We start from the raw sequence: 13,178 nt of genomic DNA, 5'->3' as shown, positions 1-13,178 counted from the left end.
TCCTCTGGTCATTTGCTCGGTGGTCCTTGCAGATCCATCGGCGCGGCGTTGTCGGGGCGACCGCGAATCAGGGATTCCGGATGCCGTCCCAGGTAGTCCGCCAGATCACGCAATGAACGGGATGTGCGCCCGAGTTCGTTCAGGGTCTGGTCCAGTTTTTCCCGTTGTGGCGAATCATCGGCCAGGGTGGAATGGGCCGATTGAAGCGTCGAGTTGGCTGTTTGCAGGGTCTTGCTCACGTCCGTAAGCGTGTTATGCACCCCAGGCAAGGTCTTGGCGTTGAACTGCCCCAGGCTTTTGCGCAATTCGACCAGGTTGCTGTCGAGATTGCTGGCAATGCGCTCGATCGGCAGTTGATTGATCTTGGCGACCATGGCTTCGAGTTTTTCCTGCAGTTGTTCGAGGTTGCCAGGAATCGTAGGAATCATGACCGGGCGCACATTGGCATCGAAGGTGACTTTTTCCGCTTTCGGGTAGAAGTCCAAGGCGATGTACAACTGGCCGGTCAACAGATTGCCGGTGCGAGCCTGGGCGCGCAGGCCGTTTTCGATGAAGGAACCTATCAGCCGCACACCGCCGGCTTCATCGTTGGGGTCATGATTCAGGGCCTTGAGCATTTTCTGATGAGCCTGACCCAGGCGTTGTGGATAGATCACGATCCCGACATTGACCGGGAAACTGCGTTTTTGCACGTCGAAATCGAGATTGACCGAGACCACCTTGCCAATCTCCACGCCCTGGAATTCGACCGGAGCATCAACCTTGAGCCCGCGCAATGCCTGATCGAAGCGCAAGGCCAGGTACTGCGGCTTGCCGTTGGGTGGGGCCAGGGCGGTTTGCTGGTCCTCGAACAGTTCGTAGGTATATTCCTCAGCCGCAGGCTTATCGTCGGGATTGTATTCAGGCGCACGGAAGGCAATGCCGCCGACCAGCAAGGCGGACAGTGATTCGGTCTTGACCGCGAAGCCGTTGGCGCCGACGTTCACATCGACACCGCTGGCATTCCAGAAGCGGGTGTTCTCGGTGACGTACTGATCATTGGGGGCGTGGATGAACAGGTCGATGTTCACCCCCTTGCCGTCAGGGTCCAGCGCATAGGCCACGACCTGGCCGACCGGGATCTTGCGGTAGTACACCGGAGAGCCGATATCCAGCGACCCCAGGTCCTGCGTATGCAGGGTGAAGCGTTTGCCCGGTTCGCCGTAGGTGATGGGGGGCGGGTTTTCCAGGCCCTTGAAATTTTTCGCCCTGGCATTGGCCAGGCCGATATCGGCGCCAATGTAATCCCCGGACAACAGGGTATCGATGCCCGACACCCCGCCGGCGCCGATACGCGGGCGCACTACCCAGAATTTCGAGTCTTCGCGGGTAAAACTCTCCGCCTGCTTGGCCAGTTTGACGGTCGCGTTGACGCTTTTCTGGTCGTTGCTCAGTTCCACGTCCGAGACTTGACCGATCACCACGTTGCGGTATTTGACCTCGGTCTTGTTCGCCGTCAGGCCGTCACCGGTCTTGAAGGTGATGGTGATGGTCGGCCCTTCCTGCAGGATGCTGTGCACCACCAGGGAAATGCCCACCAACACCGCGACAATCGGCACGATCCAGACCAGCGATACGTTGAAACGGCGGGTCTTGATCGGCGCCGGCCCAGGCACCTGTGCCCCTTCAGTGGCTAGTTGCTTCATCCGTGACCTCCTCATTGTGTGGGGCTTGCGGTTTTTCATCCCAGATCAGACGCGGATCGAAACTCATCGCCGACAGCATGGTGAACACCACCACCAGGCCAAAGAACAGAATGCCGGGCCGTGGCTCGATATCGGCCAGGGCTTGAAACTTCACCAGCGAGGCCACCAGGGCCACCACTATCACGTCGAGCATGGACCAGTAACCGATGACCTCGACGAAGCGGTACAGCTGTGATCGTTCCTTGCGTGCCCATTGGCTGTCGCGTTGCACCGTCACCAGCAATAACGTAATGGCCACGAACTTGACGCCAGGCACCGCGATGCTGGCGATAAAAATGATCAGTGCAATGTCCCAGGCACCGGCCTCCCAGAACTCCAGCACGCCACTCATGATGGTGCTGTCGGCGCCATGGCCGACCATTTTGGTGTTCATCACCGGTAGCAAATTGGCCGGGATGTAAAACACCAGGGCGGTGACCAGGTAGGCCCAGGTGCGGGTCAGCGAATTGGTTTTGCGCCGGTGCAGCGGGGCGCCGCAGCGCTCGCATTCGTGGGGCTCGTGGGTCATGTCGCAGGCCAGCCCGCAGCTGTGACACAGGCACAAGCCGAGTTCACGGGCCACCGGAGGCGTTGTCATAGGATGTCCCAGAGTTCGCGAATGTCGCGCCCGGCAATACGGATCATCAGCAGGCTGAGAATGGCCAAGGCAAACAGGCCGATCCCCGGCAACACATCGAGAAAACCGGCGAGTTTGATCACCGCGACCATTGCCCCCAACAGGCAGACTTCCAGCATGCTCCAGGGCCGCAGGGTTTCCAGCCAGCGCATGCAAAGCTTGAAAGCGGGCGAGCGTCGGCCGGCGAGGGCGAAACCGAGGACCCAAATCAGCAGAAACAGCTGAAAGATCGGCGCGATGATCATGGCGATGGCCGCCACCATGGCGATGAACGTGATGGGCCCCAGACTCAGGGCCAATACCGAATCCCAGAGCGTCGCGCTGTTTTTCAGGCCCTTGAGACTGATGCTCATGACCGGGTAGAAATTGGCGAAAATCCACAGCATCAGCGCGGTCAGGGTCAATGCCAGACGCTGCTGGAGCGTCAAGCCGTCATAGCGCTGCAGCACCCCGCCGCAGCGTGTGCACAGGGTTTTCTGGTGTTTGGCGAGCGTGACTTTCTCGTACACACAGTCGCAGTGCTCGCAAATGATCAGTGGGGCAGTCGTCGCCATTGGCCAAGCTCGACAGGAGGCAGGAATGAATGAGCACCTCCTCAATATAGAAGTGACTGGCCATTGAGCAAATCGAAAGGCTATTTGACGACTGAATGAAGCTGATTGCTCAGCCAGATACCGGTGGCGAGTGGGCTCGCCACAGGATGGGTCTATCTCTTGAGGCCAACCTCAGCCCAGCACTTCACGCAGGCGATACCACAACATGCCGAGCGCCAGCAGTGGCGAACGCAGAACGCGGCCGCCGGGGAAGGTCATGTGCGGCACGGCGCTGAACACGTCAAAGCCGTGGCTGTGACCCGCGTGAATCGCTTCACCCAGCAACCTGGCGCACCAGTGGGTCACGTTCAGGCCATGTCCGGAATAACCCTGGGCGTAGAACACATTGGGATGCTGGCTCAAGCGCCCGACTTGCGGGAAGCGATTGGCGGTGATGCCGATCATGCCGCCCCATTGATAGTCGATGCGCACATTCGCCAATTGCGGGAAGACCTTGAGCATCTGTGGACGCATATAGGCCGAGATGTCTCGGGGATCGCGCCCCGAATAATGACAGGCACCGCCGAACAGCAGGCGCCGGTCGGCGGATAACCGATAATAATCCAGGCCCACTTTCTGGTCGCACAGGGCCAGGTTTTGCGGAATCAGTTGTGAGGCGAGTGCTGCCGACAACGGTTCGGTGGCGACGATATAGCTGCCCGCCGGCAGCACTTTGCCGCTGAGTTTCGGCTCAAGCTCTTCCAGGTGAGCGTTGCAGGCCAGTACCAGACTGCCGGCGCGCACCGTGCCCCCGGCACAGCGCACCTGCACGGTACTGCCATGGATCAGCTCCAGCACCGGGCTCTGCTCGAAGATCTGTACACCCAGAGACTCGGCGACTTTCGCCTCGCCCAACACCAGGTTCAGCGGGTGCAAATGGCCCGACCCCATGTCGACCAAACCACCGGCATACACACCGGAGTTCACCACCTGATCACGGATCTGCCCCGGTTCGATCAGGCGGGTTTCATGGGCGTAACCCGATTCCTTCAGCCCAGCGTACTCGGCTTTCAGGCCGGCGAACTGCGCCGGGGTGTTGGCCAGTTCGCAAAAGCCCCAGCGCAAGTCGCAGTCGATGCCATGCTCGCGGATACGCTGGCCCACGAGCGCCACCGATTCGACACCGGCCTGCTCCAGATAGCGCACGCCGTCGGCACCGATGTGCCGGGCGAAACCGCTGACGTCATGACCGATCCCGCGAATCAACTGGCCACCGTTGCGCCCGCTGGCGCCCCAGCCGATCCGCCGGGCTTCCAGCAGGATCACCGAGAGCCCGCGCTGGGCCAGTTCGATGGCGGTGTTGACGCCGGTGAAGCCGCCGCCAATCACACAGACATCAGCGACCAGGTCCCCGGCCAGCTCGGGCCGGGGCGCCATGCCCCTGGCCGAGGCGGCATAGTAGGAGAGCGTGTGTTCCAGGGTGTACTGGTTCATTGGTTGGACTTCACTTTGCTCCAGGAACGGGTCATCAGACGCATGATCGATTGTGGAGGGGTGGTGGAAATGTACAGTTTGTCGAGCACTGCCTGGGAGGGATAAACCTCGGGATTGTTCACCAGCTCCGCATCCATGTACTGCTTGGCGGGCGGGTTCGGGTTTGCGTAGCCGACCGAGGCGCTGACCTTGGCAATCACCTGTGGATCGAGCAGGTAATTGATGAAGGCATGGGCTTGTTTCGGGTTACTGGCGTCGGCCGGGATCGCCAGCAGGTCGAACCACAGGTTGGCGCCTTCCTTGGGAATGGCGTAGGCGATGTTCACGTTGTTCTTGGCTTCCTTGGCCCGGTTGGCGGCCTGGAACACATCCCCCGAGTAACCGAACGCGACGCAAATGTCGCCATTGGCCAGGTCCGACACGTACTTGGAGGAGTGGAAGTAGGTGACGTACGGACGGATGCTCAACAGCTTGGCTTCGGCTTTCTTGAAGTCCTCGGGGTTTTCGCTGCGCGGGTCCATGCCCATGTAGTTGAGCACCGCCGGGAACACTTCATCCGCCGAGTCCATGATCGACACGCCGCACTGGCTGAGCTTCTTGATGTTTTCCGGTTCGAACAGCACGGCCCAGGAGTCGATGTGATCGATGCCCAGCACCTGCTTGACCTTGTCGACGTTGTAACCGATGCCGTTGGTGCCCCACAGGTACGGCACCGAGTGGGCGTTAGCCGGATCGTTTTTCTCGAGCAGCGCCAGCAGTTTCGGGTCGAGGTTCTTGAAGTTCGGCAGTTGCTCGCGGTCCAGCTTGAGGAACGCGCCAGCCTTCACCTGGCGGGCGAGGAAGTGGTTGGACGGCACCACCACGTCATACCCGGTCCGCCCGGCGAGCAGTTTGCCCTCCAGGGTTTCGTTAGAGTCAAAAACGTCGTAGACCACCTTGATCCCGGTTTTGGCCTGGAAGTCGGCGAGGGTGGTCTCGCCGATGTAGTCGGTCCAGTTGTAGACGCTGACCTGTGGCTGAGCCTGGGCTACGGCGCTGAACAAAACAGTTAGCGCGACCGGAACCACGGACTTCAATAGACGCATAGCGACACCTCTTCGAATTATTGGATTTTCAGGCGTTTCTTCATTGTTCTGGCGGCCGTCATCGCGAGCAGGCTCGCTCCCACAGGGGAATGCGTTTCAAATGTGGGAGCGAGCCTGCTCGCGATGAGGTCTGTGTGGGCGAAGCAGGTCTCAGACGCTGAGCATCAGGAATTCACGTTCCCAGGAGCTGATGACTCGCTTGAAGTTCTCGTGCTCGGCGCGTTTGACCGCGACATAGCCCCGCACGAACTTGCTGCCCAGATAACGGCCGACGGTTTCGCACTCTTCCATCTGCGACAGCGCTTCCTCGATGGTGATCGGCAGGCGCAGGTTGCGGCGTTCATAGGCGCGGCCCTGGACCCCGGCGCTTGGTTCGACGCCCTCGACCATGCCGAGGAAACCGCACAGCAAACTGGCGGCGATGGCCAGGTAGGGGTTGGCGTCGGCGCCCGGCAAGCGGTTTTCCACGCGCATCGCCTCCGGGCTGGAGGTCGGCACGCGCAGGCCGACGGTGCGGTTTTCTTCGCCCCATTCCACGTTCACCGGTGCCGAGGTGTCCGGCAGGAAGCGGCGGAACGAGTTGACGTTCGGGGCGAACATCGGCAGCACTTTCGGGATGTATTTCTGCAAGCCACCGATGTGGTGCAGGAACAGCTCGCTCATGTTGCCGTTTTCATCGGCGAAGATCGGCTTGCCGGTGGCAATTTCCACCACGCTCTGGTGAATGTGCATGGCGCTGCCCGGCTCATCGCCAATCGGCTTGGCCATGAAGGTTGCTGCCACGTTGTGCTTGAGCGCGGCTTCACGCAGGGTGCGTTTGAACACCGTGATCTGGTCGGCCAGGTCCAGGGCGTCACCGTGACGGAAGTTGATTTCCATCTGCGCCGGGCCGTCCTCGTGGATCAGCGTATCGAGGTCCAGTCCTTGCAATTCGCACCAGTCGTAGACGTCTTCGAACAACGGGTCGAATTCGTTGGCGGCATCGATGGAGAACGACTGGCGACCACTTTCGGCACGCCCCGAGCGGCCCATCGGTGCCTTGAGTGGCAAGTCCGGGTCTTCGCAGCGCTGGGTCAGGTAGAACTCCATTTCCGGCGCGACGATCGGCTTCCAGCCCTTGTCGGTGTAGAGCTGCAGGACTTTCTTCAGCACGTTGCGTGGCGACAGTTCGATCGGGTTGCCGAACTTGTCGAAGGTGTCGTGAATCACGATGGCGGTCGGTTCGATGGCCCATGGCACGACGTACACCGCGTCGGACACCGGCTTGCAGACCATGTCGATATCGGCCGGGTCGAGCAGGTCGTAGTAGATGTCGTCGTCGACAAAGTCCCCGGTTACCGTTTGCAACAGCACACTTTCCGGCAGGCGCATGCCTCGCTCATGCAGGAACTTGTTGGTGGGTGCGATTTTGCCGCGTGCAATGCCGGTCAGGTCGCTGACGACGCACTCGACTTCGGTAATCTTGTGATCTTTCAGCCAAGTGAACAGCTGATCGAAAGGGACATTCATAAAGACCTCGTTATTGGTTTTATTAACGCCAGGAGAAGCCGATTTCATCTTTCGGACACTTCCCCTGTAGCGCGTTGACGACTATCTTGGGCGAGCCTCGCCGTTCCATCTATCCACTTTAAGCAGCACAAAGCGCACCAAAAGAGTGCGCCAGGTCAATCATGACAGCCCCTACGACAGTGTTTAATCCGTTACAGGTTCAAGCGTTCAATACCGCCGATGTGGCCGAGCAAATCCGCGCCACACCCGGTTGGGTCCAGCATTACCAACAGATGTCGCCGGGGCATTTCGCCGGTCTGGTGCGCTATCTCGACCTGCAAGGCGTGGAGATTTACGAGGAACACATGAACACCCGGGTCGAGCAGAATTTCAGTGCGCCGCAAGGCTCGCTGGCGTTCTGCTTCGATCGCAGCGACAACGCGCTGTACGTGCTCAATGGTGAAAGCCGCAACATCTGGATCACCCCCGAGAACTACCAGGAAATCGCCGTGGTGTTCGGGCCGGAGTTTGTGCAGCGTCACGCGCTGGATGTGGCCAGGCTCGAAGGGCTGTTCATGGCCCCGCTCAATTCGCAGCAGAATGCGCTGTTCAGTCGCTGGCTCAGCGGCACCCTGACGCGCTTGTCGCAGACCTTCGATCCGCCGAGCCGCGAGGCACTGACCCAGCAGTTGCTTGACGATTGCCTGTTCATCCTCGACAACGCTTGCGTGTGCCTGGACCAGGGCGCCTTGCAGCGCCGGGCGGGGGAGCGGGCGATCATGAAGCGGGTAGGGGAATGGGCGGCGGATACCCCGGAAGAACACCTCAATCTGCTTGAGCTGTCCCAGGTTGCCGGGGTTTCACTGCGCCAGTTGCAGCACGCGTTCAAGACGTTCACCGGCATGGCGCCGACCCAATGGCTGCGCCTGCGTCGCCTCAACAGCGCCCGCCGGGAGTTGTTGATCAGCACGCCGTCGCAAACCACCGTCGCCGAAGTGGCGATGCACTGGTCGTTCTGGCATCTGGGGCGGTTTTCCAGCAGCTATCGTGCGCTGTTCAAGGAGTTGCCGAGCGACACCCTCAAGCGTGTGAGTGTCGCGCAGCCGGGTGGCCGCGGGCGTCGTTAGAAGGTCGGCGGGGTAATCACCCAGATCACCACCGCATCGACGTCCCCGGGGTTGCCGTAGCGATGCGGCTCCTGGCTGGAGAAGCTGAAACTGTCGCCTTCGTTGAGCTGGAAGTAGCGCTCGCCGACCCATAACTCGAAACGCCCAGAGAGCAGGTAACCCGCTTCTTCGCCATCGTGGCTGTAGCTTTGCTGGCTGTAGGTGCCGGGAGGGAAGCGCGAATGCAGCATTTCCAGGTGCTGACTGGGCTGTGGCGTCAGTAACTGGTCAATGATGCCGTCCTCGTAGTGCACGCTCAGGCGACTGTTCTTGCGCACGACAATGCCGTCATCTTCGGGCGCGGTGACCGCTTCGCTGGCGAAGAACCACTGGATGGTCACCCCCAGGCTGCGGGCGATATTGAACAACGCCGGAATCGACGGGTAGGCGAGGTTGCGCTCCAGCTGGCTGATGTAGCCGGCGGTCAGCTCGCTTTGTTGCGCCAGCTCCGCCAGGGTCATGCCCCGGCGTTTGCGCAGGCCACGAATCCGCGTGCCGAGAAAATGCGGTTCGGCGCTGCCGGTGGCGGGTTGTGGGGTGGTGCTGTTGCTCATGGTCGATTCCGAGCCGGTGGCTACGCTCCGCCCCCTGTAGGAGCGAGCCTGCTCGCGATGAACGTCAAGACACCGCGTTTATCCAGAAAACGCGCGTCATCGTCAGCGTCCATCGCGAGCGTGCTCGCGCCTGCAAAGAGCAGTCATTTAGAGTCAAAGCCCCGGAGTATAAACAGCCTCAAAGCTCCCACGCGACTTTCAGGCCCTCATAAATCGCTTCTTCGGCCGTTCGTGGCGCCAAGCAGTCACCAATGCGCCGGAACTCAACCAGCCCCTGCAGTTCGGCCCCCAGGGTGTCCACCGGCTGATGGCCCTGGCACAGCACCAGGGTGTCGATGTTTTCCATCAGCATCGGTTCGCCGCTGGCGGTGTGTTGCAGGTAGACGGTGTTGTCATCGCAGCCGTACAAACGCGCGTAAGGGGTGATGGCAATCCCCAGTTTGTGCAGCTCGCCGGCCATTTGATCACGTACGTACAGCGGCAGGTTTTCCCCGCAATGGGTGCCGTTGACCGCCAGTTGCACCTGATGCCCGGCACGGGTCAGACGCTCGGCAATGCCGGGGCCGATCCAGTCGCAGCGCCAGTCGATGACCACCACCGACCGGCCGATCTGCACCTCATCGCGCAGTACCTGCCAGGCGTCCACCACCTGCAACTCACCACCGCGTTCGAAATGCGGCCAGTAAGGTTCGGCGCCAGTGGCGACGATCACCATGTCCGGTTTTTCCCGTTCGACCAGGGCGCGATCGACCCGGGTATTGCGCACCACGCGTACCCCGGCCAGTTCCATTTCCCGTTGCAGATTGGTGCTGGCGCCGCCGAACTCGCTGCGCCGTGGCAGCAATTGCGCCAGCAACACCTGGCCACCCAGTTGCGCGCTGGCTTCATACAGCGTCACCTCATGCCCGCGTTGGGCAGCGACAGCCGCGGCTTTCATCCCGGCCGGGCCTCCGCCGGCAATCATGATGCGTTTGCGTGTGCTGGCTGGTCGGCGCTCGCCGAAGATCAGTTCGCGTCCGGTTTCCGGGTGCTGGATACAGGAAATCGGCAAGCCCTTGTGGAAGTGGCCGATACACGCCTGATTGCAGGCGATGCAGGCGCGTACGTCTTCAGCGCGGCCGGCGTCGGTCTTGTTGGGCATTTGCGGGTCGCAGATCAGGGCGCGGGTCATGCCGCAGACATCGGCCTGGCCACGGGCAATGATCAGTTCGGCCTCCTGGGGCTGGTTAATGCGCCCGGTGACGAACAACGGGATGTTCAACCCCGCCTTGAAGGTGCCAGCTTCCCTGGCCAGGTAGGCGGCTTCAATCGCCATCGGCGGCACGATATGCACCGCGCCACCGAGCGAGGCCGAGGTGCCGGCGACGATGTGTACGTAATCGAGCTGCGCTTGCAGCGATTGCACGGCGGCCAGGGATTCGTCTTCGGTCAGCCCTTCGGGGTCACGCTCGTCGGCGGAAATGCGCAGGCCGACGATGAACTGTTCGTCGGTGCTGGCGCGAATGGCGGCAATCACTTCACGCAGGAAACGCAGGCGTTGTTCCAGGTCACCGTTGTAGCCATCGGTGCGGCGGTTGACCCGTGGATTGATGAATTGCGCCGGCAGGTAGCCGTGGCTGGCGACCACTTCCACGCCATCGATACCGGCCTGATGCAGGCGCCGGGCTGCGGCGGCATAACCGGCGACGATCTCGTCGATCATCCCCTGATCGAGCGCACGCGGCATGACCCGGAAACGCTCGTTGGGCACCGCCGAGGCGGAGTAGGCCACGGCTAGCAAGCCATCGCTGGACTCCATGATTTCCCGCCCCGGATGGAACACTTGGGACAACACCACGGTGCCGTGGGCATGGCAGGTTTGCGCGATTTTCCGGTAGCCGTCGATGCAGGCGTCATCGGTGGCCATCAGCACATGGGAGGTATAACGCGCGCTGTCATGCACGCCGGCGACCTGCAACACAATCAGCCCGACACCGCCCTCGGCCCGCGCCCGGTGATAGGCGATCAACTGTTCGTTGACCAGGTTGTCGGTGGGCATCGAGGTGTCGTGACCGCTGGACATGATGCGGTTTTTCAGGCGCTTGCCACGGATCTGCAAGGGTTCGAACAGGTGCGCGAAGGCAGGGGTCGGGCTCGGCATGGGGCGGGTACTCCGGGCAGGCTGACCTGTAGGAGCGAGCCTGCTCGCGATGGACTTGAGGACGACGCGTTCATCCAGACAACACGCGTTAGCGTTAACGTCCATCGCGAGCAGGCTCGCTCCTACAGAGGCATTTGGTTTCTGGTTGTTATTTTTCTCTATAGAAATTTACCCGCAGTAAAAAATCAACTTGTTTTTTTACTGGACGTTGCAGTAGTTTGAAATGGCACCCGCATCTTGGGGCGAACCTCACAACAATAAAAAAGGGCCGCACCGACTTGAGTTCGGCGGGCACCTGCACGAGGAACCACTGATGAAATCGCAAACGCTCAAGCACGGTTTTTATCCCTTGGTGTTGTCCATGGCCATGGGCCTGGGCAGCGCTCAGGCGGCATCGGAGATGGTGGTGGTCGGTTACGGCGGCGCCGGACAAAAAGCCCAGGATGTGGCGTTCTTCCAACCGTTCAGCGTGGTGGATCAAAGCAAGGTGATCCAGAGCGAATACAACGGTGAGATGGCCAAAATCAAAGTCATGGTCGACACCGGCAACGTCGATTGGGACGTGGTGCAGATCGAAGGTCCGGACCTGATGCGAGGCTGCGAAGAGGGCATGTATGAGCGCCTCGACTGGACCCGCCTGGGCCATGCCGATCAATTGATCCCCGAAGCTGCGCAGGAGTGCGGTTCGGCCGCTCTGGTGTGGAGCGTGGCGATTGCCTACGACACCGACAAACTGGCCCAGGCCCCCACCTCATGGGCGGACTTCTGGGACGTGCAGAAAATCCCCGGCAAACGCGGCTTGCGCAAACGCGCGGTGTACAACCTGGAGTTCGCCTTGCTGGCCGACGGGGTGAAAGTCGAGGACGTCTACAAGGTGCTCAATACCTCGCAAGGCGTGGACCGGGCATTCGCCAAACTGAACCAGCTCAAACCCTACATCCAATGGTGGGAGGCCGGCGCCCAACCGCCGCAATGGCTGACGGCCGGCGATGTGGTGATGACCTCGACCTACAGCGGACGCATCGCTGCCGCCGCGCAAACTGGTAGTCATTTGGGGCTGGTGTGGCCTGGCAGTCTGTACGGCATGGACTACTGGGCAATCATCAAGGGTTCGAAACACGTCGATCAGGCCAAGCGCTTTATCGCCTTCGCCAACCAGCCGGATGCCCAGGTCAATTACGTGAAACAGATTCCCTATGGCCCGACCAATACCGAGGCCGCCGCTCGCCTGGACGACAAACTGGCGCAATGGGTACCGACCGCGCCGCAGAACCTCAAGGGCGCGTTGTCGATGGACGTCGGTTTCTGGGTTGACCATGGCGAAGAGCTGGAAGAACGTTTCAACGCCTGGGCCAGTAAATAACCGCCTGTGGCTGGACGTCCTTGCACGTCCAGCCTTACTGTCTGCCCGGCCGACCCGTCTGGAGAATTAAAACAATGAACGAAATCGCGACTCACCTGACTGCCGCGCCTGCGCGCAGCACTACCGAACAGCGCCTGCGTGAAGAGTTGGCCGCCTGTTATCGCCTGATTGCGCATTACCGCATGACCGATCTGATTTTCACCCACATTTCGGTGCGTATTCCCGGCCCGGAACATCATTTTCTGATCAATCCCTATGGGTTGATGTTCGATGAGATCACCGCATCGAATCTGGTGAAAGTCGACCTCGATGGCCATGCCGTCGAGCCGTCGCCATTCTCGGTGAACCCGGCCGGTTTCGTGATTCACAGCGCGATTCATGGCGCCCGTGAAGATGCCCAATGCGTGCTGCATACCCACACCAAGTCCGGCTGCGCGGTGGCCGCGTTGAAGTGCGGCTTGTTGCCGGTGAATCAGATATCCATGGAGTTCTACGGTCGGGTCGCTTACCACGACTACGAAGGCGTGGCACTGGACATGAGCGAGCAGCAACGGCTGGTGCAGGACCTGGGCGACAAGCCGGTGCTGATGCTGCGCAACCATGGCTTGTTGACCGTCGGCGAAACCGTGGGGCAAGCGTTTTTGCGCATGTACTACCTGGAAAAAGCCTGCGAAATCCAACTGGCCGCGCAGGCGGCGGGTGAGTTGGTGCTGCCACCGGCTGAAGTCTGTGAGCACACCGAGCGCCAGTTCAACGACCCTGGCCGACCGCTGGATGAAGGTGAATTGAGCGACCCGGATGCCATGCAATTGGCCTGGGCGGCGTTGTTGCGCTTGCTGGAGCGAGTGGCACCGGGGTATCGGGATTGATCCAGACGTTCTGTTGATGGGGATGACGCCATCACCGGCAAACCACGCTCCCTCAGGGTCACAGACGCACACCAGACTGGAGACATGACCGGCTCGTGCTGTACAGTCGTTCAGCTTGCAGGCGT

At 60.8% G+C, this 13,178-nt stretch carries 11 protein-coding genes; 3 read left to right on the top strand and 8 right to left on the bottom strand.

All coding sequences use genetic code 11. From position 1 onward, the window contains the following. Positions 1-8: 8 nt before the first annotated feature. The 6 genes from GQ39_RS09765 to GQ39_RS09740 all read right to left on the bottom strand — a co-directional run bounded on the left by GQ39_RS09765 (position 9) and on the right by GQ39_RS09740 (position 6,982). Positions 9-1,685, bottom strand: a complete 1,677-nt coding sequence (locus GQ39_RS09765; protein ID WP_047529289.1) for a PqiB family protein — start codon at positions 1,683-1,685, stop codon at positions 9-11. Beyond that, positions 1,666-2,322, bottom strand: a complete 657-nt coding sequence (locus GQ39_RS09760) for a paraquat-inducible protein A (RefSeq protein ID WP_047529287.1) — start codon at positions 2,320-2,322, stop codon at positions 1,666-1,668. Before GQ39_RS09760 ends, GQ39_RS09765 begins: the two co-directional genes overlap by 20 nt. Next, positions 2,319-2,915, bottom strand: a complete 597-nt coding sequence (locus GQ39_RS09755; RefSeq protein WP_047529285.1) for a paraquat-inducible protein A — start codon at positions 2,913-2,915, stop codon at positions 2,319-2,321. The genes GQ39_RS09760 and GQ39_RS09755 overlap by 4 nt, the downstream gene beginning before the upstream one ends. 171 nt (positions 2,916-3,086) lie before the next feature. Continuing rightward, positions 3,087-4,388: an NAD(P)/FAD-dependent oxidoreductase gene (locus GQ39_RS09750; protein WP_047529282.1), complete on the bottom strand. Its 1,302-nt coding sequence runs from the start codon at positions 4,386-4,388 to the stop codon at positions 3,087-3,089. Further along, entirely contained in the window at positions 4,385-5,473 is a 1,089-nt protein-coding gene (locus GQ39_RS09745) for a polyamine ABC transporter substrate-binding protein (RefSeq protein WP_047529279.1), read from the bottom strand. Before GQ39_RS09745 ends, GQ39_RS09750 begins: the two co-directional genes overlap by 4 nt. A gap of 150 nt (positions 5,474-5,623) precedes the next feature. After that, positions 5,624-6,982: a glutamine synthetase family protein gene (locus GQ39_RS09740; RefSeq protein WP_047529278.1), complete on the bottom strand. Its 1,359-nt coding sequence runs from the start codon at positions 6,980-6,982 to the stop codon at positions 5,624-5,626. A 161-nt stretch (positions 6,983-7,143) separates the two neighbouring features. Between GQ39_RS09740 and GQ39_RS09735 the strand changes: the two genes are divergently transcribed. Beyond that, positions 7,144-8,088: a helix-turn-helix domain-containing protein gene (locus GQ39_RS09735; protein WP_047529276.1), complete on the top strand. Its 945-nt coding sequence runs from the start codon at positions 7,144-7,146 to the stop codon at positions 8,086-8,088. Here the strand turns inward: GQ39_RS09735 and GQ39_RS09730 are convergent. Together GQ39_RS09730 and GQ39_RS09725 are read right to left on the bottom strand one after the other, a co-directional pair. Next, positions 8,085-8,681 carry a helix-turn-helix domain-containing protein gene (locus tag GQ39_RS09730; protein WP_047529274.1) on the bottom strand — a complete coding sequence of 199 codons (597 nt, stop codon included), beginning with the start codon at positions 8,679-8,681 and terminating at the stop codon, positions 8,085-8,087. The genes GQ39_RS09735 and GQ39_RS09730 overlap by 4 nt on opposite strands. Before the next feature lie 178 nt (positions 8,682-8,859). Next, complete coding sequence (locus GQ39_RS09725; protein WP_047529272.1) at positions 8,860-10,821, bottom strand: oxidoreductase; 1,962 nt, start codon at positions 10,819-10,821, stop codon at positions 8,860-8,862. A gap of 313 nt (positions 10,822-11,134) precedes the next feature. On the opposite strand from GQ39_RS09725, the gene GQ39_RS09720 reads away from it, so the two are divergent. Together GQ39_RS09720 and GQ39_RS09715 are read left to right on the top strand one after the other, a co-directional pair. Next, complete coding sequence (locus tag GQ39_RS09720) at positions 11,135-12,184, top strand: ABC transporter substrate-binding protein (RefSeq protein WP_047529270.1); 1,050 nt, start codon at positions 11,135-11,137, stop codon at positions 12,182-12,184. Between the two features lie 74 nt (positions 12,185-12,258). Beyond that, positions 12,259-13,053 carry a class II aldolase/adducin family protein gene (locus tag GQ39_RS09715; protein ID WP_047529268.1) on the top strand — a complete coding sequence of 265 codons (795 nt, stop codon included), beginning with the start codon at positions 12,259-12,261 and terminating at the stop codon, positions 13,051-13,053. The last annotated feature ends 125 nt before the right edge of the window (positions 13,054-13,178 follow it).

The sequence above is a fragment of the Pseudomonas sp. 11/12A genome (genome assembly GCF_000800055.1).
Lineage (GTDB): Bacteria > Pseudomonadota > Gammaproteobacteria > Pseudomonadales > Pseudomonadaceae > Aquipseudomonas > Aquipseudomonas mohnii.
Note: the sequence above shows the minus strand (reverse complement) of the source record. Positions and strands in the feature narration are given on the sequence as shown.